Raw genomic sequence first — 16,370 nt, forward strand, 5'->3', positions numbered from 1 at the left:
GCTCCGTGATGAAGCAGCAATGCGCCAAAAAAAGACATTCAGGCGGCCGCGCGGTTGCGAGCGGGTCGATACCGGCCTATGTTCGAAACCATGCTTTAAAAACTGCTGTCCATCCCATACGCCCATTCCGTAGCCAGGTGACGACATGCCCACCGCTTCCCGCCCCGCCGTGCTCGAACTGATCGGCAACACCCCGCTGGTGCGGGTCAGCCGCTTCGATACCGGCCCATGCACGCTGTTCCTCAAGCTTGAATCCCAGAACCCCGGCGGCTCGATCAAGGACCGCATCGGCCTGGCCATGATCGACGCCGCCGAACGCGACGGCCGCCTGCGCCCCGGTGGCACCATCATCGAAGCCACCGCCGGCAATACTGGCCTCGGCCTGGCGCTGGTGGGTCGCGCCAAAGGTTACCGTGTGGTGTTAGTGGTGCCGGACAAGATGTCCACCGAAAAGGTCTTGCACCTGAAAGCCATGGGCGCCGAGGTGCACATCACCCGCTCCGACGTCGGCAAGGGCCACCCCGAGTATTACCAGGACGTCGCCGCGCGGCTGGCCAAGGACATTCCCGATTCGTTCTTCGCCGACCAGTTCAACAACCCGGCCAACCCCCTGGCCCACGAGACCAGCACTGCGCCGGAAATCTGGGCTCAGACCCAGCATGATCTCGACGCCATTGTGGTCGGCGTCGGCTCGGCCGGCACCCTCACCGGCCTGACGCGTTTCTTCAAGCGTGTACAACCCGACCTGGCCATGGTCTTGGCTGATCCGGTCGGCTCGGTGATGGCTGAATACAGCCGCAGCGGCACCATGACCGAACCCGGCTCATGGGCCGTGGAAGGCATCGGCGAAGACTTCATCCCCTCCATCGCCGACCTCTCCAGCGTGCGCCACGCCTATTCCATCAGCGACGAAGAAAGCTTCGACCACGCCCGCCAACTGCTGCGGGCCGAAGGCATTCTCGGCGGCTCTTCAACCGGCACCCTGCTCGCCGCCGCCCTGCGCTATTGCCGTGAACAGACCGAACCCAAGCGCGTCGTCACCTTCGTCTGCGACACCGGTACGCGCTACCTGTCGAAGGTCTACAACGACCAGTGGATGAACGACGCCGGCCTGCTGCAATACAAACACTACGGCGACCTGCGCGACCTGATCGCCCGCCGTTTCGAGGACGGCCGAGTGATCAGCGTCGGCCCCGACGACAGCCTGCTCACCGCCTTCCAGCGCATGCGCCTGGCGGACGTGTCGCAATTGCCGGTGCTGGTGGACGGCCAAAAACTGGTGGGGGTGCTCGACGAGTCAGATGTATTGCTCGGCCTGCATCAGAACGCCGCGCACTTTTCCATGACCGTGGCCAGCGCCATGACCAACGCCCTGCACACCCTTGCGCCCAGCGCCAGCCTTGCGCAATTGCAGGCCGAACTGGATCGCGGACTGGTGGCAATCATTGCTGACGCGTCGGGCTTTCACGGCCTGATCACCCGCGTCGACCTGCTTAATCACCTACGGAGATCCCTTGCATGACCCAGCACGATAAGAGCGCCTTCGCCACCCGCGTGATCCATGCAGGGCAATCCCCCGACCCGACCACCGGGGCGCTGATGCCGCCGATCTACGCCAACTCCACCTACCTGCAGGAAAGCCCCGGCGTTCACAAAGGCTTCGACTACGGGCGCTCCCATAACCCGACGCGCTTTGCCTTGGAACGCTGCGTGGCCGATCTGGAAGGCGGCACCCAGGCCTTCGCGTTCGCCTCCGGGCTGGCGGCGATTTCCACCGTGCTGGAACTGCTCGACGCCGGTTCCCACGTGGTTTCCGGCAACGACTTGTACGGCGGCACCTTCCGCCTGTTCGACAAAGTTCGCCAACGCAGCGCCGGGCATCGTTTCAGCTTCGTCGACCTGACCGACCTGTCGGCTTTCGAAGCCGCGTTGCAGGACGACACGCGGATGGTCTGGGTCGAAACCCCGAGCAACCCGCTGCTGAGCCTGACCGACCTCAGTGCCATCGCCCGTATCTGCAAGGCACGGGGCATCATCTGCGTGGCCGACAACACCTTCGCCAGCCCATGGATCCAGCGCCCGTTGGAACTGGGTTTCGACATCGTGGTGCACTCCACCACCAAGTACCTCAACGGCCACTCCGATGTGATCGGCGGCATTGCGGTGGTGGGCCAGAATCCTGAACTGGCCGAGCGCGTCGGCTTCCTGCAGAACTCCGTGGGTGCGATTGCCGGGCCGTTTGACGCATTCCTGACCCTGCGCGGCGTGAAGACATTGGCGCTGCGCATGGAGCGCCATTGCAGCAATGCGCTGGAACTGGCGACATGGCTGGAGCAACAGCCGCAGGTGGCACGGGTTTACTACCCCGGCCTGGCATCGCATCCGCAGCATGAGCTGGCGCGTCGGCAAATGCGTGGGTTTGGCGGGATGATTTCGGTGGACCTGAAAAGCGACCTGGCGGGTGCGACGCGCTTCCTGGAAAACGTGAAGATCTTTGCGTTGGCTGAAAGCCTGGGGGGCGTTGAAAGTTTGATCGAACACCCGGCGATCATGACCCATGCGAGCATTCCGGCAGCGACGCGGGCGCAGTTGGGGATTGGTGATGGGTTGGTGCGGTTGTCGGTGGGAGTTGAGGACGTGGAAGACCTGCGGGCGGATCTGGCGCAGGCGTTGGCGCGGATCTAAAAAAACTGCCTCCCTGTAGGAGCGAGCTTGCTCGCGAAGTCGTTAACGATGACGCTCGCACCCTGTTTCAACGCGGCGCCCTCCGGTTCTTCGCGAGCAAGCTCGCTCCTACAGTGGGTTGTCATCGCCATATCAATCTCAATCCAATGCCCCCCGCAAGTCCCAATAAACAGATCAGGCCCACGCCATAAGCGACCGTACGCCATGGCTGGCGGCCTCTCAGGTACATCACCGTATGCATCACCCGCGCGACGGTGAACGTGCAGAACAGCCACGTCGTGGCAACGCCGGTCGCCTCCACTGCAATGCACAACCCACCCAAAACGAAAAACAACGGAATATTTTCCAGGTCATTGGCCCAGGCTCTCGCGGCCCGGGAGACTTGCGGTAATTCCCGGGGATTCGCATCGCGATGGAAGAAACCGGCGTCCTCGGGGTTGGTGAATGCACGGTATCTGAGCCGAAAGAAACCCTGGTAACAGGAGATCGCCAGCATCTTCAAGAACAGCACCAGCACGCACAGCGCATAAACCTCCATCACCGGCCCCTTGAAGGTTCGCGGAACCCGTTGACCACGATATACAGCAGCGGCCCGATGGATACGAAAACCGCCGTTACCAGTAAATAGGGCAACACCGACGCCAGGGATTTGCCCCTGGCCCGCGCATCCCGGTACATCCATACGCCCGCCAAGGCCGCCATCAGATACAAGTCAATCACCACCTGGGCAGTGTCCGGCCTCGATATCAATTCAAGTCCGAACGCCATGAGCGATTGATCGGCGATAAGCATCGTGATCAATGTGTACAGGGCAAAAGCCAACAACCCGGCCAGGGCAATCCAGGGTCTGCGCATGTTCTCCTCCTTGGAGACAACGGTTCGGGAAGCTGCACATTAGTGATAACGTCGCTCCCCTCTCAATGACCTCAAAGGTCATCGACACCATCGACCCGCCCGGCCAGAGTCAGCCTATGAGCAGCCAACCCTTCCCCCGCGCCAACCCCGACACCAGCGCCGGCATGCAACTGCGCGTGCTGCGTCGGCACGCCAGATTGAGCCAGCTGGAACTGGCGCTGATCACCGGGGTTTCCCAACGCCACCTGAGCTGCATCGAGACCGGGCGCGCCAAGCCGAGCCCGGGCACCCTGCATAATTTGCTGATGGCGCTGGAGGTTCCGCTGGAGCAATGCAACAGCGTGTTCCTCGCCGCCGGCTTCGCCCCGCGTTATGAGGCAACCCCGCTTTCCTCGCCGTCGATGGAGGCCATTCGCGAGGCGATCAGCCATGTGCTCCATGCGAATAATCCTGCGCCGGCGATCGTGCTGGGCAGCCACTGGGAAGTGCTCGCCGCCAACGCCAGTACGCAGGTACTGTTCGAGCTGGTGGGGATCAAGCCGGAGGCGGCTGATGGATTGAATTTGCTGGTCACCCTGCTACAGCCTGGCGGCCTGGGTGATCATTTGATCAACGCTGAAGAAATCCGCACCATCGCCTGGCAACGGGCGACGCGCGAGGCGTTGGGCAATCCCGAACTTGCCAGGCTTCTGGACAGCCTGCCGGCACCGCAAAGTACCGAAGCCTTGGTCAATGAACCGCCGCCACTGGTGCTGACACGCGTCAACTCCCGTGAAGGTGAGCTGAACTTCATGTCGACCTTCACCACCTTCGGCATGCCTCAGGACATTACGGTAACGTCGTTGCGCATCGAGCATTTGATTCCGGCAGATGCGCAGACGTGGCAGGTGATGACCGCCGCGTATGAGCGGTCATTGGTGAGGTAGAAAGCCGCGTCGGGGCCATTAGTTATTTGTCGTATTTTGCCCGCCATAGCTATTGGCGCGGCTCTTGGAGGAGGAGCCGTTGCTGTATTGGGTGTCTTGCCCGCCGTAGCTATTGGAGCGGCTCTTGGCTGAGGTGCCGTCGCTGTATTGAGTGTCTTGCCCACCATAGCTGTTGGAACGGGTCTTGGCCGAGGTGCCGTCGCCGTATTGGATATCCTGCCCGCCATAACTATTGGAGCGGCTCTTGGAGGAAGTACCATCGCTGTATTGGGTGTCTTGCCCACCGTAGCTATTGGCGCGACTCTTGGAAGAGGTGCCATTGTCGTATTCGCAATCGGACCCACCATAACTGTTCGCCCTGCACGTCTCGGCAACCGCTTGGTAAAGCGGCGCAGCCAACAAAACCGTGCCCAGCAAAACGACCTTAAGCTTCATGTTAATTCCTTGTAGGGGTGGCGATACGCTATTACAGACTGGAGATTCTGAACTTAGTTTCCAACGTTCTGAAATGCGCTCGCGCGAGCCGACGTGGCAACCCTTTGCCAGCCCCGGCAACTCCTGGCCTGCGCCCTGCCCCGGCAATACCACCCAGCCCGCGCCGCACAGAGCATGCAGCACATGGCCCGGGTTTTGCTCTGTTGCTGCTACCAATAAGGGAGCGGCACCATGATAGGAAGCACGATAAGTCTGTTAGCGCTGGGACAGAGGGCTTTTACACAATCCATGGAAAACGGCACCCTGCGGGCCGGGAGGATTGAAGTCACCAACGCCACGCCCGAGATCAAGGCCACGCTGGAAGCCAGCTATCAGGAGCAAGTGCGCTCGACCGCGCAAACCGTTGCCACCGCCAGGGCCAGCCCTTCCTGGGCGACCTTCGACGATAAAAGCAACGACGTCGAACTGCCCGATGTTCAGTCACTCAGCAAAAGCGACGCCACCCATGTGGCCAATGGTCTTCAGTACCTGCTCGATATCGGGCGCCTGGACGGCAGGACTGTCACCGCGAAAAATGGCGACCAGTCGACCGATAACATCGCGGTCTACAAAGACTGGCTCCAGGCCCACATCGGCGTTGATGTACAGGCCTGAGACGGCTCACACCATCGGTACGGCAATCAGCAAGATCGCCGTGCCATGGGTGGCCGTCGCCGCCACCACGCCGTAACGCATCCGCACCAGCCCGCAGGCCACGCCTTCAATCAGGGTAAAGGCCAACACTGGCCAGCCCAGTTGCGTCACGCTCAACGCCAGAAATGAATGGCACGCGGCGAACGCCAACCCGCTGAGCAACGCCGCACGCAGCGGCGTAACGTGCTGTTCGAGATAACCCTGCAAGAAGCCGCGAAACAACACCTCTTCCAGCGCATTGGCGCAGTAGGCAAGCACTAGCATGCCCATCATCCAGGTCCAGTAAGCCGCGATCGCCGCCGGTTCGATGCCTTGATACAGCCGCAATGGCAAGCCAATCAAACAACCGGCCACCAGCCCCACTGCCAGGCCTGCACCGCGATTACCCTTGAACAGCACCGTCAGTTGCCATAACTCCGGAGCCAGGCGCGCGAGCAGTGCAATCAGCCCAAGGGACAAGCCGCCGAGCGCAGCCAGCACGAAGGGGTTGGCCGTAAACTGGATCTGCACCTCAGTGCTCAGCGACCACATGCCCAGCGGCGTCATCGCATCGCGCATCAGCACGAACGCCAACAGCAGAACAACGATGCGCACGCCCGGCATTGTTTTCGGGGTGAGGCCGAACCACAGGCCAAACAGGATCAGCCCTGGAAGCAGATAAATCCCATAGTGAATCAGCACTGTAAAAGCGTCGGCGATCACTCGGCGTCAGCCCTGTGCCACAGCGATCATGTCGACTTCCACGGCGGCGCCCTTGGGCAGTTGCAGCACGCCCACCGAGGTGCGCGTGTGAGAACCGGCAGCCCCCAGAATCTCGTTCAACAGGTCCGACGCACCGTTGGCCACTTCGCTTTGCTGGTCAAAGTCATCCGCACTGCGCACGTACACATTGATCTTCAGGATCGCCTTGACCTGATCCAGGGAGCCCAGTGCCTGCTTGAGCAAGCCCAGGCAACGCAATGCGCTGACACCGGCGGCGATTTGGGCGTCGGCCAGGCTGAGGCTTTCGCCGACCTTGCCGGGCAGCACGATCGTGTCACCCACCCGCGGGATCTGGCCGCTGATGTAAACATGGTTGCCGTCCCTCAGCAGCGGCGTGTAGTTGCCGCCGATCTTGAATTCGTTGAGTTGATAACCCAGGCGCACCATGGCCGCCGCGTACTTTTGATCTGGTGTCATTTTGTTGTTGTCCTCGCTGGCTGTTGCGAATCCACACCATGAAGTCGCCGGCCACAGCATAGCCATGTGCCATTTCCACGGGAAGTGCCGACCGTTATTTCACAAGTGATACGATGACCAATACTGGCAAGCGGCGCTTATATTCGGGCAAATTACAAATTTCACTTTCCTTGATCCCGCGAAATACGGCATGGTTGTACGACGACACAGACATACCTCCTGATTCGTCCAAGTACCCACAACAACAAGGAAACACCCATGCAAAACGTCAAGGTTCTGATTGGTTTTCTGTGCCTGTTCAGCGGTTATGCAGCGGCCGCCGCGCCTGCCGCAGCCGACAAGGATGTAGCCGTCGCGGTCGACCACCTGACCCAAGCCATGCTGCACAAGGACATCCCGCAACTGCAGGCCCTCACCGCGAACAACCTCACCTACGGCCATTCCAGCGGCAAGGTCCAGAACAAGCAGGAATTTATCGCCGACATTGAAACCGGCAGAAGCGGTTTCAAGACCCTGGAAATGCAGAAACAGACCATCACCCTCAATGGCGACACCGCGCTGGTGCGCAACCACTTTTCCGCCCAGGCGGTGAACAGCGGCGTCGAGGTGCCCACCGAAATTGAAAACTTCCAGGTCTGGCAGAAGCAGAAAGGCAAGTGGCTGCTGATTGGGCGTCAGGCGTACAAATTCTGATAACACACGAATGCTTCTCCTGTGGCGAGGGAGCTTGCTCCCGCTGGGCTGCGCAGCGGCCCCAAAATCTTTGGGAGCGCTGCGCACTCCAGCGGGAGCAAGCTCCCTCGCCACGATTAGCTCGATCTAGTACGCCTCCACCGCCCAGCGCACTTTCAGCAGCGCCTCGCGCAACACCTCCCGGTCCACTGACCCCAGCGCCACTCGCAAGGCATGGGGCACGTGGGCCGAGACGGCAAACGGCTCGGCGGTGGACACCGAGATATTCTGCCGTGCCAGCGCCATGGTGATCTGGTCGGCGCGGGCATCTTCCGGCAAGGGCAGCCACAGAAAATACGAAGACGGATGGCGGATCACATTCAACCCTGCCAACACCTCATCGGCCACCGCCTGGCGCGCCTGGGCGTCTTCACGCTTTTGCGCTTCCAGCTGCAGCACCGTGCCGTCGTCGATCCACGCGGCAGCCACCGCAGTCATCACCCCCGGAGTGTTCCAGGTGGTGGCCATGACCGTACGTTCCAGCGCCGCCATCCACTGCTGCGGAGCAGCCACGAACCCCACCCGCAGGCCAGTGGCAACGCTCTTGGACAGCCCCGACACATACACCGTGCGCTCCGGTGCCAGCTCGGCCACAGGCGGCGGCGCGTCCTCGGCTAAAAACGCGTAGGCCGCGTCCTCAATCACAATCAGATCGTGCCTGCGGGCAATCGCCACCAGGTGCTCGCGCTGCTCCCTGCTCATCACCCAGCCCAACGGATTATGCAGGGTCGGCATGCTGTACACGGCGCGTACCGGGCGCCGGGCGCAGAGTTTTTCGAGGAAGACCAAGTCTGGGCCCGTCGCGGTCACCGGGATTGCAACGATTTCCAGGTGCAACGTCTCGGCCAGCACCTTGAACCCGGAATAGGTCAATGCATCTACCGCCACCACAGCGCCGGGCTTGAGCAGCGACATCATGGTCACCGCCAGCCCGTGCTGGGCACCGCTGACGATCAGTACCTGCTCGGCCTGCACCGTCAACCCACGACTCGCCAGGTGGCGCGCCACCGCCGCCCGTTCGTGCAACCGGCCGGCGTGGGGCTGGTAGCGCAGCAGGGCCGACAGGTCGCCGGACAGCGCCAGCTGACGCAACGCAGTGCGCAGCAGGTCGGTCTGGCCCGGCAGCGACGGGTAGTTGAAATTGAGGTCGATCATGCCCGCCGCCACCGCGATCTGGCCTACGCCCTGCCCCGGCGACAACGCGATTTCCCGCACAAAGGTCCCGCGCCCGGTTTCACCGCTGACCAGGCCCATGGCCTCAAGTTCGGTGTACACCCGGCTGGCCGTGACCAGCGCCAGGCCGTGGCTGGCGGCCAACTGGCGGTGAGTCGGCAAACGGGTGCCCGCCGACAGGGTGCCGGAGCGGATATCCCGGGCGAAGGTGTCCACCAGTGTCTTGTAGCGGGCGCGAGGCATAGGCGATGTATCCATGACAATTTTTTGATTGTCTTAATGGTGAATCATAGGATGCGGGAGACGCAACTTATCCTTATCGAGCCAACACCCATGGAACGCACCACGCACCTCAACACCCAGGAACACAACCCCAGCGGCTGGATCAATGGCTTGATCGGCGTGGTGATCTTCAGCGGCTCGCTGCCCGCCACACGCCTGGCGGTGCTGGAATTTGATCCGGTGTTCCTGACCGTCGCCCGCGCCACCATCGCCGCCCTGCTGGGCCTGTGCCTGCTGTGGCTGTTCAAGGAAAAGCGCCCGGCCCGTAGCCAGTTGTTGCCCTTGGCAATCGTCGCGCTGGGCGTGGTGATCGGCTTCCCGCTACTCACCGCCCTGGCCTTGCAGCACGTCACCAGCGCCCACTCCATCGTGTTTGTCGGCTTGCTGCCGCTGGCCACCGCCGTGTTCGGTGTATTGCGTGGCGGCGAGCGGCCCAAGCCGGTGTTCTGGCTGTTTTCGATCCTGGGCAGCCTGCTGGTGGTGGGCTACGCCGTTGCCCAGGGCCTCAGCGCCGCGCCCGCCGGGGATTTGCTGATGCTGCTGGCGATACTGGCGTGCGGCCTGGGTTATGCCGAAGGGGCCAAACTTTCGCGCACCCTGGGTGGCTGGCAGGTGATCTGCTGGGCGCTGGTGATCTCGCTGCCGATTGTGGCCCCTCTGACGGCGATCCTCGCGCCAAGCTCTTTCGTTAACATCAGCCTGCCGGCCTGGCTGAGCCTGGCCTATGTGTCGCTGTTCAGCATGCTGATCGGGTTTGTGTTCTGGTACCGCGGGCTGGCCCAGGGCGGTATCGCCGCCGTCGGGCAATTGCAGTTGCTGCAACCGTTTTTCGGCCTGGCACTGGCCGCCACGCTGCTGCATGAACCGGTGAGCCTGGGCATGCTGGTGGTGACGGTCGCGGTAATTGCGTGTGTGGCGGGGGCCAAGAAGTTTGCCCGCTAGCCATCAGCGCTCAGGCGCAACCATCTTGAACTTGATGACAATCACATTGGACACCACGCTGTCCGCCCACTCCCCTGCGCCGATCTTGAAGTCGTCGCGCTTGAGCACCAGCTCGCCATCGAACACACCAATGCCGCTCTGCTCCTTGAGCGCCACCTTGACCTCCACCGGCCGGGTCTGGCCCTTGAGGGTCAGGTTGCCGCTGAACAGGTAGCGGTTGCCACCCAGGTCAGTGATGTGGGTCGAGGTAAAGGTGCCCACCGGGTAAGTCGTCATGTCGAACCAGCCGGGCTTGGGCAGTTCGGTGTTGGCGTCGTCGCTGCCGGCATTGATGCTCGGCAGCTGGATGGTCAGTACGGTGCTGGCGGCGGCCGGGTTTTGCGTGTCGAAATTCAGGGTCGCCGAATAGGTGCCAAACGTGCCGTACACCTGCTGGCCCATCTGGTCATAGGTAAAGCTAAGGGTGCTGGCCGCCGGATTCACGTCGGTGTATTCCACGGCATACGCGTTGGACAAGGTGCCGAGGGTAAGGAGGGCCGCTAGCAATCGAGGTTTCATGGGGTTCTCAACCGGGAATGAACACGCTGTGCACTGCTAACAGCGTAGGTGCTGGATTTATTCACGTGCCTGGCATTAGGCTCGTGCCTCGAAGGAACTCAAACAACAAGGAGCCACGATGCCCGCGCTTTCCCTGCAAGACACCACCGCCCCCGAAGGCGTCTGTTATGGCTGCGGCAGCCGCAACCCCCACGGGCTGCACATCAAGAGCCGCTGGGACGCCGACGGCATCCACGTGATCGCCGAGCACCAGCCCGATGCCCAATACTGCGGCTGGCCAGATCTGGTCTACGGCGGCTTGATCGCAATGCTGGTGGACTGTCACTCGAACTGGACCGCCATGGCCTACCACTACCGGGCGGAGCAACGCGAACCCGGCAGCCTGCCGCGCATCGACTGCGTGACCGGCAACCTGGGAATCAAATTCATCAAGCCGACACCGATGGGCGTACCGCTGACCTTGCGCGCAAAAGTCGAAGGTGACGTGGGCCGCAAAAGCCGCGTGGTGTGTGAGGTGTACGCTGATGGTGTGCTGACGGCGATTGGCGATTCGGTCTTCGTGCGAGTCGACACCGGGCAGTTGGCAGCCGCCGCCCATGGCCGGGAAGCCTGATACTGGTCTACATTCAGTCCCACCGCTAATCGAGGACGCTACCGATGACTCGTCTGACCGCCAAAGATTTCGCCCCTGAACTGCTGGAGCTTTACGACGGCTACGCCCACGGCAAGATCAACCGCCGGGAGTTTCTCGACCGTGCGGCGCTGTTCACCTTTGGCGGGCTGACGGCCTCGGCCCTGCTCGCCGCCCTGAGCCCCAACTACGCCCTGGCCGAGCAGGTGAAATTCACCGACCCGGAGATCGTCGCCGACTACATCACCTACCCGTCACCCAAGGGCAACGGCACGGTGCGCGGCTACCTGGTACGCCCGGCCAAGGCCAGCGGCAAGGTGCCGGCGGTGGTGGTGGTGCATGAGAACCGTGGGTTGAACCCGTATATCGAAGACGTCGCCCGCCGGTTGGCCAAGGCCGGTTTTATTGCCCTGGCGCCGGATGGCTTGACCTCGGTGGGCGGCTATCCCGGCAACGATGAGAAAGGTGTGGAGCTGCAGCAGAAAGTCGATCCCGAAAAGCTGATGAACGACTTTTTCGCGGCCATCGAATGGTTGATGCACCACGATGCCAGCACCGGCAAGGTGGGCATTACCGGGTTCTGTTATGGCGGCGGCGTGACCAATGCGGCGGCGGTGGCTTATCCGGAATTGGGTGCGGCGGTGTCGTTTTATGGGCGCCAGCCGGAAGCCAAGGACGTGCCACGGATCAAGGCGCCGATCATGTTGCATTACGGTGAGCTGGATACGCGGATCAATGAGGGCTGGCCGGCGTATGAGAAGGCGCTGAAGGCCGCGGGCACGACGTATGAGGCGTTTATCTACAAGGGCGCCAATCACGGCTTTCACAACGATTCGACGCCGAGGTATGACGAGGCGGCGGCGAATCTGGCGTGGGAGCGGACCTTGGGTTGGTTCCGCAAATACCTGGCCTGATGCCAACCTCATTGTAGGAGCGAGCTTGCTCGCGAAGAACGTCAACGATAACGCAGCGCATCTGGTTTATCGCAGCGCTCTCGGGTTTTTCGCGAGCAAGCTCGCTCCTACAGTGGGATCGTCATCAGTGTTCCAGCGCGTACTGCCGGCAGTGGTTGAGATACCCTTCCTCATGGTTCCCCACCAACTGCACCACACTGGTCCACAACCACGACGGCGCATCCAGCTGCTTCGACCGGTTCTCCTGCAACACCGCCATCCAGTCCTTGCGCGTATCCCGGTCCATCTGCCGCGCGTGCGCCACGCCGACCACCCGGGCCAGATACCCGGCCGCGTGCATCGCATCAATCTCGCTCAACTCATCCAGTTCCAGCTTCATGTCCTGGGGCAGCAACTCGCGGATAAAAAAACCGTGATCCAGAAACCGCGTCGCCAGCATCCGTTCCCCCAACGCCGGTGACAGGTGCCTGGCGCCCTCCACCACTCGCCGACCATTGTCCCGGGGCATCTTCGCCCGTGCCGCGCGCGGTGCCGCCGCACCCACCGCTTGCTTGATATCGAGCAGGCAGTATTCCTGATCGTCCTGGTTCCCTACCCCCAACAACACCGCATACCGCAACAACCCAAGGGAGCTGCAACCCTTGACCCAGTAAGCGGAATCCAGCAGCTCGACCTGGTCATCGTTGGACCGGCCTTTAAGCGAAGTCACCAGCCGGTGGATCTCATCCGAGGCGCACAAGGTTTCAAGGGCCGACTTTTCCGCCCGCGACAACGACCAGAAATGCTTACCCATCGGAATCGTCGGCCGGGTGTTTTCAATCCGTTCGCGGGCCAGGTTCTTCCAGGTGCGTTCCACCGCACTGCGCATCCCGGCCTTGACCTGGGATGGACGCGGCGGTGCCTCGTCGGGCTTGTCCTTAAACGCCTGCGCGTAGCCCACCATCATCTCTTCAAGCATGCGAGCGGTGGTCACCCCCGGCAGGTCCGAACCCCGGGCAGCGGTGGCCAGGGACAGCGCCAGGCGCACCAAGTCATGGGTCGGGTTACCGATCACCGCCTGGTCAAGGTCACGGATATGCATGTCGATCCGGCCCTTGGTATCGCCCGTGGGCCCGAGGTTGCCGGCATGGCAGTCACCGCAGATCCAGATCGCCGGCCCATGGGGCAAGCGCCGCCCGCGCTGGCTGTGCAGCCACTCATAAAACTGAACCGTACTGCCCCGCACGTAGGCGTGGGCGGAGCGCGCCATCTTCAGGTTGCGCAGTTGTGTGAGGTGGGGCATTCGCGAAGAGGGACGCGGCGTTTTCATAGAGGTACTCGTCGTGGAGATACGGTAGAGGCTGGGCCGCGACAAATGTTTCATTTTGTTTCAGAGGTTTCCATTAATGAGCCACATCGGCGCCATCACTGCCGGGGTTACACTCGGCGTCGGCGTGCCGCAGTGGTTGTTTTCGCTGCGCACGCGCCTTAACAATGGCACCGCCGCCTTCTCCGATGTTTTGCCACCTTCAAGGAGCTTCCCGATGTTTGAACAGGCCAGTTGGCTCAATCAACCCCAGCACTGGAGCCGAGAAGGCGAGCGTCTCAAGGTGCGCACCGACGCCAGTACCGATTTCTGGCGTGAAACCCACTATGGTTTTATTCGCGATAACGGGCATTTCCTGTTTGTCGAAACCGACGGCGACTTTACCGCTCAGGTCAAAATCCACAGTGAATTCACCCACCTGTATGACCAGGCCGGGTTGATGGTACGAGTGGATGAAGCGCACTGGGTGAAGATCGGTGCGGAACTGTCCGACGGCGCGACGCTGCTGAGCAGCGTATTGACCGATGGCGTGTCGGACTGGGCTACCGGCGTGTTCCCGGGTGATCCCGAAGCCTTCTGGATTCGCGTCACCGTGGCCAAGGGTGTATTGCGCGTGCAGGTATCAGTGGATGGTACGAGCTGGCCGTTGGTGCGCCTGGCGCCGTTCCCGGTGGCGCAGTCGTATCAGGTCGGGCCTTACTGCTGCACGCCAGAGCGCGGTGGGCTGGACGTGGAGTTTTCCGAACTATGGGTGGGTGCGCCCAACGGTAAATCCCTGCACGACCTGTCCTGACTAACGCCGGCTGCTCACCACTTCACGCAACCACACCTTGAACGCCAGCATCGCCGGTGTCTCGGCTCGCGACTGCAAGCGCGTCAGCCAATAACTGCCGGTGGTGATGCCCACCTCAAACGGCTGCCGGATCACGTCCGTCGCCAACTGCCGGCTGAACATCATCGCCGGTGCCAGGGCCACGCCCGCCCCTTGCAGCGCCGCCTCCATCATCGCCAGGGATGAATCAAACACAATGCTGCGCGGCACCAGCGTATCGGCTGGCAAGCCGGCGGCCTGGAACCATTGCGTCCACTCATCCGCGCGGTAGGAGCGCAGCAACGTGTGCTTCAACAGGTCCGCCGGCGTCTGCAATTGCCGAGCGAGTTGCGGCACGCACAACACCGTCAGCGGCGCTTCCAGCAACTGGCACGCCTCGGTGCCGTGCCACGCGCCGGCACCAAAACGAATCGCGTAATCCAGGCCTTCGGCAGCCACATCGACCCGGTTGTTGTTGGTGGACAGGCGCAAGTCGATAAACGGGTAGCGCGCCTGGAAGTCCGCAAGCCGCGGCAACAGCCAGCCCACCGCAAAGGTGCCCACCGCGCCTACCGTCAAGACTTCGCGGTAATGCCCAGCTTCAAACTGGCCTAAAGTTTGAGCAATCCGGTCGAAGGATTCGCGCAGTACCGGCAGCAAGGTCTCGCCTTCGCTGGTGAGCATCAGGCCCCGGGGCAAGCGTTTGAACAGCGTGACATTGAGCTGCGCCTCCAGGCTTTTCACCTGGTGACTGACCGCCGCCTGGGTGACGCACAATTCAATCGCCGCCCGGGTAAAACTCAAATGCCGCGCGGAAGCCTCGAAGGCCCGCAGTGCGTTGAGAGGCAAATGGGAACGGAGCATGGCTTGACCTTAATTTTTCTAATGGCTGTTGCGAGATATCATCGTTTGCCGCCGGATCACAAACTGCCTAAATTTGCGGCGCCTGCGCAGGCAACGGTATTCACCCGATCACCTTCATGGAAGTCACGTCATCATGTACACATCCATTTTCCCAACCGTGCGCAACACCACGATATTCGCCTTATTGCTCGGCGCCGGCAACTGCATGGCCGCCACCGATATTCGCCAGGTGGTCGACAGTACCGTCGAACCCCTGATGCAGCAACAGGACATCGCCGGCCTGTCGGTCGCGGTGATACAGAACGGCAAGGCGCAATACTTTAACTACGGCGTCGCCAACAAGGACAGCCAGCAGCCGGTCACCGAAAACACCCTGTTTGAAATCGGCTCGGTGAGCAAGACCTTCACCGCCACCCTCGCAGGCTATGCCCTGGCCAACGGCAAGCTGAAACTGTCAGACCCGGCCAGCCAATACCTGCCGGCATTGCGCGGCGACAAGTTTGACCACATCAGCCTGCTCAACCTCGGCACCTACACCGCGGGTGGCTTGCCGCTGCAATTCCCCGATGAGTTCGATAACACCGGCAAGATGATCAGCTACTACCAGCACTGGAAACCGGCTTTTGCACCCGGCACCCAACGCCTCTACTCCAACCCGAGTATCGGCCTGTTCGGCCACCTGGCGGCGCAAAGCCTGGGCCAGCCGTTTAACCGCGTGATGGAGCAGACCGTGCTGCCGAAACTCGGCCTCAAGCACACCTTTATCAGCGTTCCCGAGACGCAAATGAGCCTGTACGCCCAGGGTTACGACAAGGCCGGCAAACCGGTGCGCGTCAGTCCTGGCGCCCTGGACGCCGAAGCCTACGGCATCAAGACCAGCACTTCGGACCTGATTCACTACGTTGAAGTGAACATGCACCCGGCGAAGCTGGAAAAGCCGCTGCAACAGGCGATTGCCGCGACCCACACCGGCTACTACACGGTTGATGGCATGACCCAGGGCCTCGGCTGGGAGATGTACCCCTACCCGATCAAAGTGGATGCCCTGGTGGAAGGCAACTCGACACAAATGGCCATGGAGCCCCACAAGGTCAATTGGCTGACACCACCGCAGGCACCCCATGCCGACACGCTGGTGAACAAGACCGGCTCGACCGGTGGCTTTGGGGCGTACGTGGCTTATGTGCCGAGCAAAGGCCTGGGGGTGGTGATCCTGGCAAACAAAAACTACCCGAATGCCGAACGGGTGAAAGCGGCCCATGCGATCCTGAGTGCGATGGACCAATAGCGTCTGCCCTGTAGGAGCGAGCTTGCTCGCGAAAAACCGTCAAACAACGCGTTCATTCAGGATGCACGCGTCATCGTTGACGACCATCGCGAGCAA

Annotated in this window: 19 protein-coding genes and 1 pseudogene; 11 read left to right on the top strand and 9 right to left on the bottom strand. The window is 61.7% G+C overall.

The genetic code is table 11. From position 1 onward, the window contains the following. Positions 1–145 precede the first annotated feature (145 nt). From HBJ59_RS21775 to HBJ59_RS32085, 3 genes and pseudogenes are all read left to right on the top strand, one after another. Positions 146–1,522 (top strand): cystathionine beta-synthase, encoded by a 1,377-nt coding sequence (locus HBJ59_RS21775; protein WP_167664724.1) that lies wholly within the window; start codon positions 146–148, stop codon positions 1,520–1,522. Beyond that, the gene (locus HBJ59_RS21780) at positions 1,519–2,685 is read left to right on the top strand and encodes a cystathionine gamma-synthase (RefSeq protein WP_167664725.1); all 1,167 of its coding nucleotides are present in this window, start codon (positions 1,519–1,521) and stop codon (positions 2,683–2,685) included. Before HBJ59_RS21775 ends, HBJ59_RS21780 begins: the two co-directional genes overlap by 4 nt. A 27-nt stretch (positions 2,686–2,712) precedes the next feature. Next, a pseudogene (locus HBJ59_RS32085) lies at positions 2,713–2,807 on the top strand (outer membrane lipoprotein carrier protein LolA); the annotation flags it as partial. On the opposite strand, the gene HBJ59_RS21785 reads toward HBJ59_RS32085, so the two are convergent. Both HBJ59_RS21785 and HBJ59_RS21790 read right to left on the bottom strand, forming a co-directional pair. Next, the gene (locus HBJ59_RS21785) at positions 2,807–3,223 is read right to left on the bottom strand and encodes an MAPEG family protein (protein ID WP_167664726.1); all 417 of its coding nucleotides are present in this window, start codon (positions 3,221–3,223) and stop codon (positions 2,807–2,809) included. The pseudogene HBJ59_RS32085 and the gene HBJ59_RS21785 sit on opposite strands and share 1 nt — an antisense overlap. Next, complete coding sequence (locus HBJ59_RS21790; RefSeq protein ID WP_076013680.1) at positions 3,223–3,540, bottom strand: DUF2834 domain-containing protein; 318 nt, start codon at positions 3,538–3,540, stop codon at positions 3,223–3,225. Before HBJ59_RS21790 ends, HBJ59_RS21785 begins: the two co-directional genes overlap by 1 nt. A gap of 116 nt (positions 3,541–3,656) precedes the next feature. On the opposite strand from HBJ59_RS21790, the gene HBJ59_RS21795 reads away from it, so the two are divergent. Then, on the top strand, positions 3,657–4,466 hold the full coding sequence (locus HBJ59_RS21795) for a helix-turn-helix domain-containing protein (protein WP_076013724.1): 810 nt from the start codon (positions 3,657–3,659) through the stop codon (positions 4,464–4,466). A gap of 18 nt (positions 4,467–4,484) precedes the next feature. Here the strand turns inward: HBJ59_RS21795 and HBJ59_RS21800 are convergent, their stop codons facing one another. Then, complete coding sequence (locus tag HBJ59_RS21800) at positions 4,485–4,901, bottom strand: hypothetical protein (RefSeq protein WP_003215097.1); 417 nt, start codon at positions 4,899–4,901, stop codon at positions 4,485–4,487. 288 nt (positions 4,902–5,189) lie between these two features. Here HBJ59_RS21800 and HBJ59_RS21805 point away from each other — a divergent pair, with 288 nt between their 5' ends. Continuing rightward, on the top strand, positions 5,190–5,555 hold the full coding sequence (locus HBJ59_RS21805; RefSeq protein ID WP_076013681.1) for a hypothetical protein: 366 nt from the start codon (positions 5,190–5,192) through the stop codon (positions 5,553–5,555). Between the two features lie 6 nt (positions 5,556–5,561). Here the strand turns inward: HBJ59_RS21805 and HBJ59_RS21810 are convergent, their stop codons facing one another. Both HBJ59_RS21810 and HBJ59_RS21815 read right to left on the bottom strand, forming a co-directional pair. Next, entirely contained in the window at positions 5,562–6,296 is a 735-nt protein-coding gene (locus HBJ59_RS21810; RefSeq protein WP_167664727.1) for a CPBP family intramembrane glutamic endopeptidase, read from the bottom strand. A gap of 6 nt (positions 6,297–6,302) precedes the next feature. Beyond that, on the bottom strand, positions 6,303–6,773 hold the full coding sequence (locus HBJ59_RS21815) for a RidA family protein (protein WP_017475185.1): 471 nt from the start codon (positions 6,771–6,773) through the stop codon (positions 6,303–6,305). Positions 6,774–7,031: 258 nt separating this feature from the next. Between HBJ59_RS21815 and HBJ59_RS21820 the strand changes: the two genes are divergently transcribed. Continuing rightward, the gene (locus HBJ59_RS21820) at positions 7,032–7,466 is read left to right on the top strand and encodes a nuclear transport factor 2 family protein (protein WP_076013683.1); all 435 of its coding nucleotides are present in this window, start codon (positions 7,032–7,034) and stop codon (positions 7,464–7,466) included. 126 nt (positions 7,467–7,592) lie between these two features. On the opposite strand, the gene HBJ59_RS21825 is transcribed toward HBJ59_RS21820, so the two are convergent. Beyond that, positions 7,593–8,921 (bottom strand): PLP-dependent aminotransferase family protein, encoded by a 1,329-nt coding sequence (locus tag HBJ59_RS21825; RefSeq protein WP_167664728.1) that lies wholly within the window; start codon positions 8,919–8,921, stop codon positions 7,593–7,595. Positions 8,922–9,011: 90 nt separating this feature from the next. On the opposite strand from HBJ59_RS21825, the gene HBJ59_RS21830 reads away from it, so the two are divergent. Continuing rightward, positions 9,012–9,902, top strand: coding sequence for a DMT family transporter (locus HBJ59_RS21830; protein WP_167664729.1), 891 nt, complete (start codon positions 9,012–9,014; stop codon positions 9,900–9,902). 3 nt (positions 9,903–9,905) lie between these two features. Here HBJ59_RS21830 and HBJ59_RS21835 read toward each other — a convergent pair whose 3' ends face one another. Further along, positions 9,906–10,460, bottom strand: a complete 555-nt coding sequence (locus HBJ59_RS21835) for a YceI family protein (RefSeq protein WP_167664730.1) — start codon at positions 10,458–10,460, stop codon at positions 9,906–9,908. Between the two features lie 118 nt (positions 10,461–10,578). On the opposite strand from HBJ59_RS21835, the gene HBJ59_RS21840 reads away from it, so the two are divergent. Beyond that, positions 10,579–11,073 (top strand): PaaI family thioesterase, encoded by a 495-nt coding sequence (locus HBJ59_RS21840; protein WP_063029646.1) that lies wholly within the window; start codon positions 10,579–10,581, stop codon positions 11,071–11,073. A 44-nt stretch (positions 11,074–11,117) separates the two neighbouring features. Next, positions 11,118–12,005, top strand: coding sequence for a YghX family hydrolase (gene yghX / locus HBJ59_RS21845; protein WP_167664731.1), 888 nt, complete (start codon positions 11,118–11,120; stop codon positions 12,003–12,005). Positions 12,006–12,129: 124 nt separating this feature from the next. On the opposite strand, the gene HBJ59_RS21850 is transcribed toward yghX, so the two are convergent. Continuing rightward, a complete protein-coding gene (locus HBJ59_RS21850; RefSeq protein ID WP_167664732.1) occupies positions 12,130–13,314 on the bottom strand; it encodes a DUF2252 domain-containing protein in 1,185 nt (394 codons plus the stop codon). A 214-nt stretch (positions 13,315–13,528) separates the two neighbouring features. Here HBJ59_RS21850 and HBJ59_RS21855 point away from each other — a divergent pair, with 214 nt between their 5' ends. Next, on the top strand, positions 13,529–14,104 hold the full coding sequence (locus tag HBJ59_RS21855; protein ID WP_167664813.1) for a DUF1349 domain-containing protein: 576 nt from the start codon (positions 13,529–13,531) through the stop codon (positions 14,102–14,104). Here the strand turns inward: HBJ59_RS21855 and HBJ59_RS21860 are convergent, their stop codons facing one another. Further along, entirely contained in the window at positions 14,105–14,986 is an 882-nt protein-coding gene (locus tag HBJ59_RS21860; protein WP_076013690.1) for a LysR family transcriptional regulator, read from the bottom strand. A 133-nt stretch (positions 14,987–15,119) separates the two neighbouring features. On the opposite strand from HBJ59_RS21860, the gene ampC reads away from it, so the two are divergent. After that, the gene (gene ampC, locus HBJ59_RS21865; RefSeq protein ID WP_167664733.1) at positions 15,120–16,274 is read left to right on the top strand and encodes a class C beta-lactamase; all 1,155 of its coding nucleotides are present in this window, start codon (positions 15,120–15,122) and stop codon (positions 16,272–16,274) included. The last annotated feature ends 96 nt before the right edge of the window (positions 16,275–16,370 follow it).

It is taken from the genome of Pseudomonas sp. AN3A02 (assembly GCF_011765255.1).
Lineage (GTDB): Bacteria > Pseudomonadota > Gammaproteobacteria > Pseudomonadales > Pseudomonadaceae > Aquipseudomonas.